We start from the raw sequence: 17,408 nt of genomic DNA, 5'->3' as shown, positions 1-17,408 counted from the left end.
ATGGAATTTGAGGAAAAACAAAGCTTAAAACTTTGGTGGCTCTATATTTTGCTGGCTATTGATGCGGTTATAGTGCTGAGCATTGTGCTTTTCGATAAAGGTGGGATGAGCTTTGAAACTTTAAAAGCCAATTATTTTGCTCCATTTTGGGCAGTTCTCCTTCCTTTTGCAATTATCTATCTGCTTCAAAAAAACAAAATGACTTTGCAGATCGGTACCGAAGGCATTTCTTACAAGTATTTCCCATTTCAAACCAAACTGAAGCTATTGAGTTGGGGCAACATCGAGAAAGTTTATATCAATAAATACAACGCTTTAGGAGATTATGGTGGATTTGGTGTTCGCAACAGACTTTGGTTTAAATTTAACGATAAAGCTTATATCTTAAATGATAAGGATAAAGGTTTACAGATTGAATTTAAAAATGGCAAAAAGCTATTATTTAGCAGCAATAAAATAGACGAGCTGGAAATGTTCCTTATTAATTTAAAAACAAAGTATAATATACAAGCAATACAGTAAAAGAATGGCGGAGAAAGATAAAAAAGCTTTTGTATTAAGAATTAGCCCTGCTTTATTAAAAGAAGTAGAAACCTGGGCTGCCGATGAGTTTAGAAGTACGAACGGGCAGATTGAGTTTTTACTTACGCAGGCTATAAAATCGAGAAAAAAAGGGAAAACAAAAGAGGAATAACAGCAAGGCTTCCGAAGATTCAAAAGCCCGGAACGTTAGCCAACTGCAAATTGAGAATTGTGATAATATGGGCGTTCCCCAAGCTACGCAAGGGTCGGGCTTTTCAGGGCTGCGCTTCGCTCCGGTACCAGTGAAGAACCGGTACTGATCCCTAATCTAAACCTATCAGGTTTCTAAAACCTGATAGGTTTGTATATTTTAATGTATATTAATAAATTTCTGCCCCCAGCAACCTAAGCTAAGAACCACCAGCCCAAGTAATTTAAACCTGATGGCAGCGGCAGCCCTGAAGTATGAGGGCTATAGCGAACAGCAGGACTTGACAAACCCAAGCAATGCTACAGTACCTTTCCAAATAAATTGACATGATTTAACCACCCCGCCCTACGCCCTCTCCTTAAAACTAGAGGGAATAATCGCCGCTAGAAAGGCAACTTAGCCAAAGAACCACCAGCCCAAGTAATTTAAACCTGATGGCAGCGGCAGCCCCGAAGCATGAGGGCTATAGCGAACAGCAGGGCTTGACAAACCCAAGCAATGCTACAGTACCTTTCCAAATAAATTGACATGATTTAACCACCACGCCCTACGAGCATCCCTCCTTAAAACAAGGATGGGAATAATCACCGCTAGAAAGGCAACTTAGCCAAAGAACCACCAGCCCAAGTAACTTAAACCTGATGGCAGCGGCAGCCCCGAAGTATGAGGGCTACAGCGAACAGCAGGGCTTGACAAACCCAAGCAATGCTACAGTACCTTTCCAAATAAATTGACATGATTTAACCACCCCGCCCTACGAGCACCCCTCCTTAAAACAAGGATGGGAGTAACAACGCCCTCCTAAATCCTATTGATATCACTTTTCAAATAAAAAAACAAGCTTTATTTTAATCCAAATGAATTAGAGTTCTCAAACAACTCTTCTTTATTTTTCAATTGAAATATGCAAAAACTAACAATGATACGTTATTGCAATATTAAAAATGTATAACTTAGCGGCCTAACCAAAAATTCATAAAATTTAGTATACATGAAAGAAGTTGTAATTGTATCAGCTGTGCGAACGCCTATTGGTAGTTTTGGAGGCTCATTAGCTCAATTTTCTGCTACTCAGCTTGGTGGCTTTGCCATTAAGGCTGCCATTGAAAAAGCTGGATTAAAACCAGAACAGATCCAAGAAATATACATGGGTAATGTTTTATCTGCAAACTTAGGTCAAGCGCCAGCTACACAAGCTGCAAAACTTGCAGGTTTACCAGATTTGCCTGCCACAACCATAAATAAAGTATGTGCTTCGGGCACAAAAGCAATAATGCTTGCTGCACAAAGTATTGCAAATGGCGATAATGAAATTATTGTAGCCGGTGGCATGGAAAGCATGAGTAATGTTCCCTATTATCTGGATAAGGCAAGGAACGGCTATCGCCTGGGGCACGGACAGATTACAGATGGCTTAGTAAAAGATGGCCTTTGGGATGTTTACAATGATTACCACATGGGATCGGCTGCCGAGCTTTGCGCTACCGAATGCCACATTAGTCGCGAGGCACAGGATAATTTTGCTATCGAATCTTACAAAAGAGCGCAGGCTGCACAAAGCTCAGGTAAATTTGCCAACGAAATTGTAGCCATAGAGGTTAAAGACCGTAAAGGAGATATTACTTTGGTTGATACCGACGATGAGCCTACGGCTGTTAAGTTTGATAAAATACCTACATTAAAACCAGTGTTTAAAAAAGATGGGACTGTAACCGCGGCTAATGCATCAACTTTAAATGATGGTGCAGCGGCATTGGTTTTAATGAGCGCCGATAAAGCGAAAGAACTAGGCTTAAAACCTTTAGCTAAAATTTTAGCTTATGCTGATGCACAGCAGGCACCTGAATGGTTTACAACTGCACCATCAAAAGCAATCCCATTAGCTTTACACAAAGCCAATATAAATATAAAGAATGTAGATTTTTTTGAGATCAACGAAGCTTTTTCTGTAGTTTCTATCGCTAATAATCAACTTTTGGCGCTAAACGACAGCCAGGTTAATGTTAATGGTGGTGCCGTTTCATTAGGTCATCCGCTTGGTGCATCGGGTGCCAGGATTGTAGTTACCTTGCTTTCGGTACTGACACAAAACAACGGAAAAATTGGTGTAGCTGGAATCTGTAACGGTGGTGGCGGTGCAAGTGCCCTTGTTATCGAGAAGTTATAATTTTGTTTTTGCAGCATCTTCGCATTTGATCATATATGAAACTTTTCAGATTTTATATCCTTTTAATCTTTGGAACGCTAAGTTTTAGCCTAAAAGCGCAGCAAACGCCAAACAAATTGGCCGTTTTTCAAGATACACTGATTAAAATATCGGCAAGGGTTATTGCTGCTCAAAGCGATACGCAAAAATTAGAAATAAACGGCAATTTTGTAAAAACCCTTGTAGAGGCTTTAAAAGCTCCTAATTCTTTTTCTTACCCCTTCGATTCACTTAAAAACGTATCGGTAATTAAATCACCCGATCAGGCTTTCAGGATTTTGAGCTGGTACCTACCATTAGCAGATGGCTCTTACCGCTATTATGGTGCCATCCAGATGAATACCCAAAGTGGCCCATTGAAACTTTATCCCCTAATCGATCAGACCGATAATCTTAGCGACCCTAATGGCATTACGAATAACCAGAAATGGTTCGGCGCCAGGTATTATGAAGTTATTCCGGTAACCAGTGGAAACCGCTTACCTTATTATGTGCTACTGGGATGGAAAGGCAATACACCGTACACGACCAAAAAAGTCATCGAAATCCTTTCGTTTAATAAGGACAATATTACTTTTGGTGCCCCGGTTTTTGATGGAAAAGACCTGAAAGGGAAAAACAGGGTTATATTTGAATATGCCAAATCGAATGCCATGATGTTAAAAAGTGATGCAAAAGCCGGTATGATTGTGTTTGACCATTTAGCATCCTTCAATCCGGAAATGAAAGATACCTTTGAATATCACGGGTCGGACGGCACATTTGATGGTTTCAAAATTATTGGCGGCAAATTAAAATTACAGGAAGAACTTACGCTTAACAACGATCCTAATTCGAACGATGAACTTTACGCGGATCCGAAGAAAAATGTTAAACCCATCAGAAAGTTTTAATTTTTAACAAAACTTAACAACTTCATTACCTGATACATCATTTAAAAATTTGTGAGTTTGGCATCCGCTGACTATATTGCGCCCTGCTAAACTAACTTAAACAACACACAAATTCTGAATTCATAAACTAAAACCAACAAATGTTTTATGCAAACTTCTAATGAAACCATTAGTATTGACCATGATAAGGAACTAGACCTTCACTTAAACAGTCAAGGCGTTTCCCCTGAAAAATTATTTAGCCACCCAGTTGGCCTTTTTGTACTCTTTTTTACCGAAATGTGGGAAAGATTTAGTTACTATGGAATGCGGGCCATTTTGGTTTTATTTCTGATTAGTGATTTAAGTAAAAACGGTTGGGGCTGGCCACGACCAGAAGCTTTACAGCTTTACGCTATTTATACAGGTTTAGTATACTTTACCCCAATACTTGGTGGTTTAATTGCCGATAGATTTACAGGATATAGAAGAGCTGTTATCATCGGCGCTTTTATTATGACCTTAGGTCATGCAGCGATGGCATTAGAAGGCTTTAGCACCAACTTTTTCTATGTTGGCTTATTGCTACTAATAATTGGTAACGGATTTTTCAAACCAAATATTTCTTCAATTGTAGGTAAACTCTACCCTCCTATCAGCGACAAAAAAGATAGCGCTTATGCTATTTTTTACATGGGCATTAACTCTGGTGCTTTTATCGGCATGTTAATGTGTGGTTATATCGGCGAAAAAGTGGGCTGGCATTACGGTTTCGGCTTAGCTGGTGTTTTTATGCTTTTTGGTATGTTACAGTTCTATTTCGGGCAGAAAATATTTGGTGTAATTGGTGCTGCTGTTGATAAAGCAAAAGCAGTAGAAAAAGCAGACCCTACAGTAGAAGTAATCCCTAAAAAAGTTAGAACCCAGCGTTTGTGGGTAATTGCCATTCTGTCTATCTTTACCATTTTCTTTTGGATGGTATTTGAACAAGCTGGTGGTTCGATGACCATTTTCGCAAAAGATTATACCTTAAGAAACTTAACAGGTGGAGCAGCTACAACCTTTAAATGGGTAGATGCTATCCTTACTATATTTCCATTGGTAGCCGTAACTTTCGTATTGCTTTCATTGGCGGGCAAAATTTTCAAAAAATACCCTGCAACCATTTTGTTTACATTATTGAGTTTTGCCATTATCTGGGTGCTGGCTATCTGGAAAGTAAGCAGGGAAATGGGGTCAGTAAGCACCGAAGTTCCAGCATCCTGGTTCAGTGTATTAAATTCTTTTTTTATTGTATCACTGGCACCTATTGTTTCGAAGATATGGGAAACCAAATTCAACCCAAGCGGACCTGTAAAGTTCGGTTTTGGATTAATTTTCGTTGGAATTGGTTTCGCTGGTTTAGCTTATGGCGGATCGTCGATTCCGCAAGGGGCAACCTCGGCAGAAGTAAGTTTATTCTGGTTAATTTTTGCTTATTTTTTCCACACTGTTGGTGAACTATGTATTTCTCCAGTTGGTTTATCTTATGTAAGTAAACTTGCCCCTTCAAATTTAGTCGGTTTGATGTTCGGTGTATTTTTCACCTGTACCGCTATCGGTAATTACCTCGCTGGTGCAACAGGATCGTTGATTGATAAAATCAGTTCAGCATATTCAATTTCTACATTCTTCTTAATATTTACCATTATTCCTATTGTTGCAGGCTTAATTATGTTTGCGTTAAGCCCATTATTGCGCAAATGGATGCATGGTGTTCACTAATCAAAAAAAAACTTTTACCAAAAAGCCCGATCTCCATCGGGCTTTTAATTTTTAAACCTATTTAATGGAAAAAACAGTTTCAATAGAAGATATTCAAAATTTTGAAGGAAAATACCCGAAACAGCTCTGGCATCTATCATTGGTAGAAATGTGGGAGCGTTTCTGCTTTTACGGCATGCGCGGGGTATTGGCTTTTTTTATGGTAGAGCAACTGGGTTTAAGCGACCAAAAATCGAACCTACAGTATGGTGCCATACAAGCCTTTGTTTATGCTTTTACTTTTATAGGCGGTATTTTTGCCGATAAAATTTTAGGCTTCAGAAAATCTCTTTTTTGGGGCGGGGCTTTAATGATTATCGGGAACTTAATCTTGGCCTTCTCTCCACACGATTTATTTTATGCAGGAATTACCTTATCTATTATTGGAACCGGTTTCTTCAAGCCCAATGTTTCATCGATGGTTGGCGAATTATACCACGAAAAAGACAACCGTAGAGATGCGGGTTATGGGCTTTTTTATGCCGGCATTAACGTAGGTGGATTATTGGGCGGTGCCATGTGTATTTATTTAGGTAAATATTACAACTGGCACTTGTGTTTCTTATCAGCCGCATTGGTAATGATGTTCGGTTTAGGCACATTCATTTTCACAAAAAAACATTTAGGTCCGATTGGGAATTCGCCTTTGTTGCACCTTAAAAAATCAAAACAGCAGCTATGGGAAACAGCTGTTTATGTGGGATCGATACTTTGTATCCCATTGATTTATATTATGGTGAAAAACACCACCTTTACTGATTATTTCATGTACACGATAGGTATTATTGCACTGATCTATTTCTTGTACGAAACCTTTAAAATAAAAGATAAAAAAGCACAGTATAAACTACTGGCAGCTTTCGTTTTTATTTTCTGTTATTTCATTTTCATGGCCATATCTGAGCAGAGCGGTGGCTCGTTATCGTTATTTGCGAAAGATAATCTGGATCATAAAGTCCTCTTTTTCAATATTGATCCGAATGTGGTAAACAATAGCGTTAACTCGTTTTTTGTTATTGTTTTTAGTCCAATTGTAGGTATTTTATGGCTTGGCCTGTACAAGCGCAAAATTGAACCGAATACCGTGGTAAAATTTGGACTTGGTTTCATTCTATTGGCTTTAGGTTTTTATCTTTTTTATGCGACAAGGTTCTTCGCCAATACTCAGGGCATTAGCTCGTTAAATGTATTTACCTTAGCCTACTTATTATTTACATTAGGTGAACTTTGTTTAGGCCCGATAGGCATGTCGATCATTACTAAACTATCGCCAAAAAAAATGTTCGGGATGATGATGGGACTTTGGTTTTTATCGAGTGCTTTCGGACAATTGGCTGCCGGAAAACTGGGTGCAGAAATGTCGAGTATCGATAATGCATCTTTACCGACTAAATTAATGGCGTACACCGAGGGTTATAAGGCCCTGGCTTTATATTCTTTAATTGCAGGTTTGGCATTAATTATTTTTTCGCGGTTGGTTAAAAAGTTAATGCAGGAGGTGAGGTAATATTGTCATTCTGAATGCAATAAAGAACACAAAGGTGCTGCGAAGCAAATCTTTGTACTAAAAGTGTAAATAGAAGGTTTTGGAGCGCCCCCAGACTGACATTGTTTTAAGAAGCATATTCAATAAAATTTGGAAAGGAACGGACTGGAGTGCTTGGCATCTTCAGTCCCGCCATTCGTTATAGTCCCTCTTTTCAATCGGGAGCTGCCGCTGCTGTCGGGTTTAGGAACAATGGTTCGTGCTGCTAAACCAAGTTACAGATCTGTAGAACGAAGTTCCGGACTAAAAGAAAATCCTACATGCTATAACATCAAAAGATAGATACTGAAACAAGTTCTGGAAGACGAATTATCCCGAATTAACGAAAATTCATAAAGGTTTCATATTAAATATTTACTTTCGCACATTAAAAGCAATTGCAAGCACAAATAAGTACAGCATAGCACATATAAAGGCCAAAAGCTTATATTAAAAAACCACAACAAACGTGTCAGATAGTTTAGTCATCATTCCCACCTATAACGAGAAGGAAAACATCGAAAAAATCATTAGAAAGGTTTTTTCGCTAACACAGCCTTTTCATGTTTTAATTATTGATGATGGTTCTCCTGATGGAACTGCTGAAATTGTAAAATCGTTGCAACAAGAATACGAAGGGCATTTATTTATTGAAGAGCGTGCTGGTAAGCAAGGTTTGGGTACAGCCTATATTTATGGCTTTAACTGGGCATTAAAACACGATTATGCCTACATTTTTGAAATGGATGCCGATTTCTCGCACAACCCAGATGACCTATCGCGCTTGCGCGAAGCCTGTGTAAATGGTGCCGATGTAGCCGTTGGCTCCAGGTATGTTAAAGGCGTAAATGTGGTAAACTGGCCAATGGGTAGGGTTTTAATGTCGTATTTTGCTTCAATGTACGTGCGTATGATTACCCGGATCAACATTCAGGATGCTACTGCCGGTTTTAAATGTTACCGCAAAATTGTATTGGAAACCATTCCGTTAAATAAAATTAAGTTTGTTGGTTATGCTTTTCAGATCGAAATGAAATTCACCGCCATTAAGTTTGGCTTTAAAGTAGTCGAAGTTCCGATCATCTTCACCGATCGTACGGAAGGAACATCAAAAATGAGCACCCGTATTTTCAGAGAAGCTTTTTTAGGTGTAATCCAGATGAAAGTTTGGAGTTGGTTTAGGAATTATAATAGAGAGTCTTAAGTCTAGAGTCCGAAGTCCAGAGACTTAAGTCCACATCGCCTAGTTCTATTAACTTCCGACTAATGACTATAGACTTAGGAACTATAAATTAAGGCTTCCCCTGCGATTCCCGTATCATTGCCCCAAAATCCTGGCCCTTATCCATCGCCTTAACAGTCATTACAATTCTTTTGGTGCGCGTAGGTTCGGTTTTAGCCTGGTTAATCCAGTTGATATAATAATTTTGATGCGATTTAGGCTGTTTTAAAAAGTTCCCGATTAAATGTGCTTCTTCTGACAGGCAAATCTCCAGGTCTTCGGGCATTTCGATTTTAAAATCTTTATCCTCTTCTAAATAAAGTTCTACCGCTGCTCCCGCTTCTTTTCTCAGTTTTTTACGGACTTCGCCTTTTAAGGCAATAATAAAATCGCCCGCTCCCATTGGCATGGCTGCCATACCGTTAATCTCCAGCTGATCTATTTTTCCTTTTACCCTGAAACTCTTTTTACAACCGGGCTTAATTTCATTGGCTAAAGCTTCGGGAATAAATACATAACTCCATCCGGTTTTTTCGCCCATGGTGTCGAAACGTTCTATTTCTGCTTTGAAGTGGATCATGGTTTAAATATAAAAATTATGTTTAAACAAGTAAACGATTAAATCGTTAGGCTATTTGTGCGCTCGTTGGAAACGAGCGCAAACTTTAAAAGTAAATTTTGGTCAGGTTTTTAACTCCAATTATACTGCATGAGCCGAATACACAATTTAATCGGCTCAAAAACAAGCTAAATCATGAGCCGATTAGCAAGTTTAATCGGCTCATGACCAAAATAAACTAGTTATAATAAAGAATATTGATAATGATTTAAAGGGCTACCCAACAATTTAAACTCATTAATTACCACAAATTGTTGTTTAACTTTATCAAGTTTACGAATGGCAATTGTATCACAGTTAAACTCTAAGTTAATGTTACCATACAAATGCGCTGCCCGATCAATTTGAACCGAACTCAGGTCACGTCCTATTGATATATGCGCGTTAGCCCCATTTACAGTATTTTTAGATTTAAGCCTTTCCCGAAATACATTTAAAAGATCTTTTAAATATAACTTGCATGAATCATTAGGAAGCAGAACAATGGCATGGCTAAATTTTGATACGTTTACATGGTCAAAAATTACTTTGTGCGGCCGTTGTGAGCAACAAATTTTCTCAATGCATTTTTTGTAAAAACCAAATTCATATCGATCTGCTAAAAACGTAACTACGGTAATGTGTGCCTCCGAATTTCTACTGGCATACCATCCTATTTTAGCTGCTAGCCTATCTTTTAAAACTTTAACATCATTAATAACTTCTCTTTGCGGGTAAACAACTATTGAATACCAGTCTTTTTTTAATTTTAAATTCATATTTTTTTATTTTAATCAATCGCCACTGGATTCATCTGAATATCCAATTTAGCGAACTTTAAAACCTCGATGCTCTGAAAGCCAAAATCTTCGACCACTTTGCCCAGAATAAGGTAACAACCTTTTCCTTTAAAAGGATATATGGGCGTGGTATTTGGAAAATGGGTTGTGTCAAAAAAATCGCCGTTGGCATCTAAAAAAGTACCGAACCACATTTTGGTATTTTTAATGGTATGCACTGTTTTTTCGCATACATAATTGCCTACCATCTTTACCGTTTTACCTAAGTGTTTATGCATATCGGCTGCCATGGTATCGCCACGATAAGGGGTTTTCAGAAAATCGAACATTTTATAATTAAGCGGATAACCCAATAACTCCAGTTCGGTATAAGCATTTTCCAATTCCGAATCGGCCAATGCGGGGAGCTGATAGGTTTTGTAACTTAACTTAAACAGTTCGGCGTGGTTCACTTTCTTCTGCTTAAAGCCAAGGTAGTTGTGCACATCCCAAAGCAGGGTTTTCCGATCTTTTCCGGTAAAGCGCAAGGCACCCAAACGGATTAAAATAATCGCTTGCTCCAGCGAAATACAGCTCCTTTTTACAAAATCTTCGAGATCAAGATACGGGCCGTTCGTCCTGCGTTCGTGCGGGATGATTTTGATGTTTTTTTCTTCCAGTCCCTGTACACCAATAAAGCCCAGATAAGCATCTTCGCCACTTATATTCACGACCTCATCGCTATGGTTAACACAGGGTAAATGTACCCTAGCTCCTGTTTTTTGCAGTTCGTGTACGTAAACCCATCGACTGTAAAAACCGCCATAGTTATTCAGTACGGCTACCATGAATTCCATGGGGTAATAGGTTTTGAGATACAAACTTTGATAACTTTCTACTGCAAAAGAGGCAGAATGTGCCTTAGAAAAACTATAACCTGCAAAAGAAGAAATCTGTCGCCAAACTTCGGTAATGAGTTCTTCTGAGTGCCCTTCCTTTCTGGCTGAGGCAAAAAACTTATTCACCAGTTCATCAAAAGCCAGTTTAGACCGGTATTTACCACTCATGGCTTTACGGAGAATATCGGCATCGGCCAGATCTAAGCCTGCAAAATAATGGCATACTTTGATTACATCTTCCTGATAAACCATTACGCCATAGGTTTCACTAAGCTGCTGTTTCATTACATCGCACAGGTACACCACTTTATCGGGGGCATGGTAACGTTCGATATAGGATTTCATCATGCCCGAACTGGCCACCCCTGGACGGATAATGGAACTGGCTGCCACCAGGGTAAGGTAGTTATCGCATTTCAGTTTTTTGAGCAATTGCCGCATGGCTGGCGATTCGATATAGAAACACCCGATGGGCTGCCCTTCTTTAAGGATACCGTTCAATTTCTGGTCTTCTTTAAAAGTTTTAAAATCGTGAATGTCGATATCCTTTCCCTTATTTTTTTTAATGAGCTGCACGGCTTCGCGGATATGGCCAATACCCCGTTGACTTAAAATATCGAATTTTTCGTAACCAATGGCTTCGGCTTCGTACATATCCCATTGTACGGTTGGGAAACCTTTTGGTGGCATATCCAAGGCGGTATAATAGGTAATCGGTTCTTCAGAAATCAAAATCCCTCCGGCATGGATAGAACGCTGATTGGGCATACTTTTCATGTAATGGTGTACAGCCAATAACTTCTGGTAAGTAACATTCATTAAATTTTCGTGTTCTTTGGTCGGGTCGGTAAAACTATCTATTTCGCCTTTGGGCAAACCTAAAACCTTACCAATCTCCCTGATAATTGCCCGGTCTTTAAAAGTGCTCATGGTACCTAAAAAAGCAACATGCCATTTGGGATAGCGTTCAAAAATATAACGTTGTATCACCTCCCTTTCGTCCCAGGAGAAATCGATATCAAAATCTGGCGGACTCGTCCGTTTTTCGTGCAGGAAACGCTCGAAATACAGATCAAGATCGATCGGATCTACATCGGTAATGCGCAAGCAATAAGCCACAATGCTATTAGCACCCGAGCCACGGCCCACATGGTAAAAACCACGTTTATTCATGGCATACCTTACAATATCGAAGGTGATGAGAAAATAGGCACAGAAATTTTTAAGTTCAATGATGCGCAATTCTTTTTCCAGCCGCTCTTTTGCAATCTTATTGTTTTCTCCATAACGATATTTCAGGCCTATCTGAGCTAGGTTACGTAGCATTTTTTTATCGCCTAGCATACCTTGCTTCGTGTAGTAGTATTTATTTTTAGAAGTAGGCGTGGGTTTATCTTCAAAATAAACACTTAAATCGCAGCTATTGATCAGTTTCTGTGTATTCTGAACGATGAAAGGATACTGTTCAAATTGCTGGGTTAATTCTACTTCCGGAATCAGGAATTCATCCGAATCGCATTTCTGCTCATCGGGTACTTTACTTAAAAGGGTATTTAGCTCGATCGCCCTAAAATATTCGTGCAGGCGATAGGTAATCTTATCACTAACGGTAACAGGATGCCACACCAACAATTTTTCTTTTTGTTTTAAAAGTGGGTGCTGGTATAAAAGATTAAGCTGTTTGGCCCGGATGCCTACAAATTCATTTGCTTTTAGTGCTCGGTTAAAAGATTTTTGAAAGGAATAAATGATGTAGACATTCTCCATTTCAGGCGGAACTTCTGGCAGCGGAATGTTGTAAATATTATGATGACTTAAAAATTCATTCAACTCACGCATTCCTTCTTTATTCTTTGCAATACCAACATACAACAGTCTGTTATCGATCCGGAATTCGATCCCTGCTACCGGTTTAATCTGATACGGAATATTGCCTTTATGTATTTCGTCGGATTCTTTGGCAATGCCTTGTTTGTAACACTCGCGAATAAACTCTACTGCACCGGTTGAGTTATTGATATCAGTGAGTACCATTTGGTGAATACCTAAACGCCGGGCAGTAGCAATTAACTGACCGATACTCTGTGTGCCATACTTTAGGCTATAAGAAGAATGTACATTTAAAAACATTGCTAATCATAAGATTTAGTACCTATTGTTCCTTTTTCGCTCATAAAGCTTCTGATTTTTGAGCGTTTCCTTACTTCCTGCTGTTCTTCTTCTGTTTGGTTTTCGATTAATATTTTCTTTTTACGGGGATTGTACTTGATTATTTTCCCCGTTTCATCGCGGGGGGGTTGGGTAACAATACAGGCTTTTACCACCGCTTCGGCACCATACTGGTTGCGTACTTTATCCATGGCCTGGTAAAGACTATATTCTTCTTCGGCGATATTATATAAACCAATTTGCTCATAGCCGCTTACCAAGTGCGAAAGTTTCACGCCTACCAGCCGCAACAACATCCGTTTTGAATATACCTTCTCGAACAGGCTATGTGCTTTGTTAATCAGAAACGAATCAAGCGAGGTATAAGGAATGCGTTCTTGCTGGGTAACGGTTTCGAAATTGGTATAACGTACAGTTACGGTAATGCAGGCCGTTAGTTTTTTCTGGTTACGCAGCTGGAAGGTTAGTCCGCTAACCATTCCCGTAATAATGGCTTTTAGTTTGGCCATATCCATAGTATCACTTTCGAAAGTGGCCTGTGTACCGATTGATTTTCTCTCTCGGTAAGGCACCACGGGTGAAAGATCGATACCGTTTGCTTTTTGCCATAAACTTAAACCATGCTGGCCTAAAATTTTAAACATGAGCTGTTGAGGAATCTGTGTAAGCGTAAGGATTTCGCGGACGCCCATTTCGCTTAATTTTTTATAGGTAGCATGACCAATACCTGGAATTTTGTGGATAGACAAAGGATCGAGAAAGGGCCGCAATTCAGGAAAAGTAACCTGCCGTTCGCCACCAGGCTTAGATTCGTTCGTGGCTATTTTGGCTACGGTTTTATTGATAGACAACCCGAAGGAAATGGGTAATCCCATCTGTTTAATAATGGTTTGCCTAAGTTCTGATGCGAATTTCATACAGCCAAAAAAGCGGTCCATGCCCGTCATATCGATATAATGTTCGTCAATGCTGGCTTTTTCGAAAAGGGGGACTTTATCGGCAATAATTTCGGTAATATCATGTGATGCCTTGGAATATTCTTCCATATCACCTTTTAAAAATATAGCCTGTGGACACAGCAATTTTGCCGTCCTGCCGGGCATTGCAGCATGTATGCCGTACTGGCGTGCTTCGTAACTACAAGAGGCTACCACACCCCTATCGCCACCACCACCAATAATTACGGGTTTACCCAACAGCTTGGGATTTTTTCTGATTTCTACAGATACAAAAAATGCATCCTGATCCATATGAATAATCTGCCTTTCTTTATCCATTATCGTATTATAAGGATGATCAAGATCAAAAATACTAATATTTTTAGTTTTATAAAAAATCATGATTGATTATTTTCAAACAAAATACTAACAGTTTTAGTTTTTTTTAATCAAAAGAAACCCTTAAGAAAAATAGCTTGTGAAGACACAGGCCATGACATCAGAATTAGAAGATTCTTCGCTGTGTTCAGAATGACAGAAAACGAGAATTACGATTGCACAAACAAAAAAATGCCTCCAATTTTCATCAGAGGCATAGAACTAAAAAATTAAAATGTATTGTAAATCTTAACTGTGCTTATTGTTTTACAATTTTAAACTCCGTTCTTCTGTTGAGCTGGTGTTCTTCTTCGGTACAGTTTACCCCGTTGCCGCATTTGTTCAACAGTTGTGTTTCGCCATAACCTTTTGCAGCAATTCGGTTTTTATTAATACCTCTTGATATGATATACTGTACAGCAGATTCGGCTCTTTTTTGTGACAGATTTAAGTTATAACTATCCTTGCCCCTGCTATCGGTATGGGAGTTTAATTCGATCCAGATGGTGGGATTATCAGTCATGATTTTAACCAGTTTATCTAATTCTATGGCAGCATCAGCACGAATATTCCACTTATCGAAATCGTAATAGATATTTTCCAGCTTAATTGCTTTATTTATTACAACAGCTTCTAAATGCAGGTTTTGTGTAAGTACACTCGAAGTTGTTAAGCCAATGGTTGTCAGGTTTTTTATATCAGACCTATAGTTGGTTTTCTCTGCCGAAACATTGTATTCAGATTCTTTTGCCAAGTTAAATTGATAAGCTCCACTCTCATCGGTTTCGGTTTTTAAAATATTACCGTTTACTTTTGCCAACGTTACCAATGCACCTGCAATAGGCTGGTTGCTATCTTTATCAAACACCCTGCCTTCTAATTTGAAAGCCAGGATCATTTTTTGATCGATGGTATAAATATCATCGCTACCTACTCCCTCCTCGCGATTAGAAGAAAGATAAGCAATATTACCTTTTTCGTTTAAACTAAAGCCAAAATCATCCTGTGGGGAGTTAAAAGGGTAACCCATATTTTCGATCTGGCTAATCTTGTCTTTCTCTCTTAAGGCCCGATACACATCTAATCCGCCCATTCCAATTCTACCATCGCTAGAAAAGTAGAAGTTATTCTTTCCATCAAAAACCGGACTGCGTTCGTTACCTTCGGTATTTACGTCTTTCAGGTTAATGGGCTTACCCCATGTACCAGCATCTGTTTTTAGGCAAACATAAATATCGGTACCGCCTAACCCACCTGGCATATTTGAAGCAAAATAAAGACTATTTCCATCGCTGGTAATAAAAGGATCACCTACGGAGTAACCGTTTACATTATTATAAGCAAATGAAACCGGTTCGCCCCAAATACCATTAGTACCTTTTGTACTACTAAAAATTTCTACATTAACGGTTGTTGGCTGTTTTTTTAAGCGCTCCAGCTCATCGGTAATACGGGTTAGCGTAAAATACATGGTTTTGCCATCAGCTGTAAAGCTTGCCGAACCCACATGGTAGCTAGTACCTGCTTTTATAGGAAATAACTGAAGGCTATCGCTTGGCGACGGTTTGATGTATAGTTTCAGGTATCCATTACCCGTCCAGCCGTACACTTTTTTATCGGGTTCTTTAGATCCGTCGAATTTTAAAAATGGTTTACTTTCTGAAGAGTTTAATTTACTGTTTAATCTATCGGAAGTAAATACAACTCCTCCCTGGTAGTTAACTGCACCCCAATCTGACTGTGCGCTATTTAAAGCTTTTTGGTTGATGAGCTCAATTTTCTTTGGATTTCTGATCCATTTCAAAGCAGAATCGCAAGAGGCAAGCCAAACAGCCTGCTGCTTTTCTGATACATTTTTCTTTTTATCGATGTAATTGAGATACTGGGTTTTTGCTTCGCTATATTTCGAATTACTCTGTAAAGCTTTGGCATAACCCAAAATATTCTCAGGATTACTACCTGGCATTTTAGCTGCAATGGCATACCAGCTTTCGGCCTGTTTGTAGTTATAAACAAACGTATAAGCATTTGCTAATCGCTCTGCGGCATGTAAAGTTTCTTTCTTTTTATAGGCTTGTTCGTATAAATCTATTGCCTTGCTGTAATTAAACAGTTCGTATTGCTTATCAGCATCTTTTAATACATACTGCGCATTTGCCGAAAAACTGAATGCAAATAAACAATATGCAGAAAGGAAAGTACCTATTAAAATTTTCTTCATTATGTTGTAGGAATAGTTGGTCAAAAATGCCGAATATAGTTAATTTAAAATACCCTTGGAGTTGCCAATCTTACGTTTTGTCTGATAAAAGAGTAAGCGATAGAAATCTCATGTGTTCCACTGCTGTAGCCCTGTAGCGGACCGATTGAGAAATCGTAACCATATCCGATCCTGAGTTTTTGTGATGGAAAAATCTGTATCGCTGCTACGGCAGAGTTGCGGGGCGTAAGATCGCGCTGCAAATAGCTTTTATTATACAGTTTTACTCCGGTGCGGTACGAACCGCCAACCCAGATAAAATCTTTGATCATCAAAAATGCATTCAAATCCAAACTCGTTGGGCCTCCCCGGTCGTCTTTTAACAGGAAAGAAGGTTTAACCTGAAAATCTTCAGAAAGCGGAAACAATGCCCCCGCGGTAAGGTAGTAATGCGGTTTTGGCTGTGGAATAAAGGCGTAGCGGTCTATATTGATATAAGTGGCAATCAGGTTATCGGCAGAAAAACCTGCATAAAACTTATCGTTGGCAAAGTAGATACCTGCCCTTGCATCGGGCACAATGGTGCTCTGCATGCCAACTGGCTGGTTAGGCTCCGGATTGTTCGGGTTCAGCAGCGAACCGTCTATCCCCAACTGTACCATTCCAATGCCAAGGCCGAGCGCTAATCTCGAACTACCATCATCGTTCATCCTGATCCGGTACGAATAGTTGCCATAAATGCTTAGGTTGGTTTGTGCGCCAAGTTTATCGCTTGCCACCTGAAGGGCCAAGCCTACGTTACCGCTGTTTGCAATGGCATCTACCGCCAGCGACATGCTTCGTGGTGCCCCGGTAATACCTGTCCACTGGCTCCGGTAAAAGCTGTGCACATTCAGTACTTCTTTATACCCGGCATAAGCTGGATTGATATAAATCCCGTTGAACATATATTGGCTATACTGGGCATCTTGCTGTGCAGATGCCTGCCTCGCAAGCAACAAAAACGAACCTGCTATTAACCATATTAATTTCTTCATCATCTTAATATCTTAAAGTACAGTCTGGTTAAAACCAAACTGTACAAAG

General features: G+C 39.3%; 13 protein-coding genes. 7 read left to right on the top strand and 6 right to left on the bottom strand.

The features are described 5' to 3' along the window. The 7 genes from FHT21_RS06775 (at position 1) to FHT21_RS06745 (ending at position 8,343) form a co-directional block, all read left to right on the top strand. Positions 1–522, top strand: coding sequence for a hypothetical protein (locus FHT21_RS06775; RefSeq protein ID WP_167293966.1), 522 nt, complete (start codon positions 1–3; stop codon positions 520–522). Positions 523–526: 4 nt separating this feature from the next. Further along, positions 527–694 carry an Arc family DNA binding domain-containing protein gene (locus FHT21_RS06770; RefSeq protein ID WP_167293965.1) on the top strand — a complete coding sequence of 56 codons (168 nt, stop codon included), beginning with the start codon at positions 527–529 and terminating at the stop codon, positions 692–694. A gap of 1,030 nt (positions 695–1,724) precedes the next feature. Next, positions 1,725–2,900 (top strand): acetyl-CoA C-acyltransferase, encoded by a 1,176-nt coding sequence (locus FHT21_RS06765; RefSeq protein ID WP_167293964.1) that lies wholly within the window; start codon positions 1,725–1,727, stop codon positions 2,898–2,900. 35 nt (positions 2,901–2,935) lie between these two features. Then, the gene (locus FHT21_RS06760) at positions 2,936–3,832 is read left to right on the top strand and encodes a hypothetical protein (protein WP_167293963.1); all 897 of its coding nucleotides are present in this window, start codon (positions 2,936–2,938) and stop codon (positions 3,830–3,832) included. A gap of 147 nt (positions 3,833–3,979) precedes the next feature. Further along, positions 3,980–5,575, top strand: coding sequence for a peptide MFS transporter (locus FHT21_RS06755; RefSeq protein ID WP_167293962.1), 1,596 nt, complete (start codon positions 3,980–3,982; stop codon positions 5,573–5,575). A gap of 64 nt (positions 5,576–5,639) precedes the next feature. Beyond that, positions 5,640–7,121, top strand: coding sequence for a peptide MFS transporter (locus FHT21_RS06750; RefSeq protein WP_167293961.1), 1,482 nt, complete (start codon positions 5,640–5,642; stop codon positions 7,119–7,121). A gap of 487 nt (positions 7,122–7,608) precedes the next feature. After that, on the top strand, positions 7,609–8,343 hold the full coding sequence (locus FHT21_RS06745; RefSeq protein ID WP_167293960.1) for a polyprenol monophosphomannose synthase: 735 nt from the start codon (positions 7,609–7,611) through the stop codon (positions 8,341–8,343). Between the two features lie 88 nt (positions 8,344–8,431). On the opposite strand, the gene FHT21_RS06740 is transcribed toward FHT21_RS06745, so the two are convergent. The 6 genes from FHT21_RS06740 to FHT21_RS06715 form a co-directional block, all read right to left on the bottom strand. Next, the gene (locus tag FHT21_RS06740) at positions 8,432–8,941 is read right to left on the bottom strand and encodes a YdeI/OmpD-associated family protein (RefSeq protein ID WP_167293959.1); all 510 of its coding nucleotides are present in this window, start codon (positions 8,939–8,941) and stop codon (positions 8,432–8,434) included. Between the two features lie 221 nt (positions 8,942–9,162). After that, positions 9,163–9,738, bottom strand: a complete 576-nt coding sequence (locus FHT21_RS06735; RefSeq protein WP_167293958.1) for a hypothetical protein — start codon at positions 9,736–9,738, stop codon at positions 9,163–9,165. A gap of 11 nt (positions 9,739–9,749) precedes the next feature. Continuing rightward, positions 9,750–12,767 (bottom strand): DNA polymerase III subunit alpha, encoded by a 3,018-nt coding sequence (dnaE, locus tag FHT21_RS06730; RefSeq protein ID WP_167293957.1) that lies wholly within the window; start codon positions 12,765–12,767, stop codon positions 9,750–9,752. Positions 12,768–12,769: 2 nt separating this feature from the next. Then, positions 12,770–14,146 (bottom strand): DNA polymerase IV, encoded by a 1,377-nt coding sequence (gene dinB, locus FHT21_RS06725; RefSeq protein ID WP_317169941.1) that lies wholly within the window; start codon positions 14,144–14,146, stop codon positions 12,770–12,772. A gap of 235 nt (positions 14,147–14,381) precedes the next feature. Continuing rightward, on the bottom strand, positions 14,382–16,343 hold the full coding sequence (locus tag FHT21_RS06720) for an OmpA family protein (RefSeq protein WP_167293956.1): 1,962 nt from the start codon (positions 16,341–16,343) through the stop codon (positions 14,382–14,384). A 44-nt stretch (positions 16,344–16,387) separates the two neighbouring features. Further along, positions 16,388–17,362 carry a type IX secretion system membrane protein PorP/SprF gene (locus FHT21_RS06715; protein ID WP_243853887.1) on the bottom strand — a complete coding sequence of 325 codons (975 nt, stop codon included), beginning with the start codon at positions 17,360–17,362 and terminating at the stop codon, positions 16,388–16,390. Positions 17,363–17,408 lie beyond the last annotated feature (46 nt).

The organism is Pedobacter sp. SG908, from assembly GCF_011759615.1.
GTDB classification, from domain to species: Bacteria; Bacteroidota; Bacteroidia; order Sphingobacteriales; family Sphingobacteriaceae; genus Pedobacter; species Pedobacter riviphilus.
Note: the sequence above shows the minus strand (reverse complement) of the source record. Positions and strands in the feature narration are given on the sequence as shown.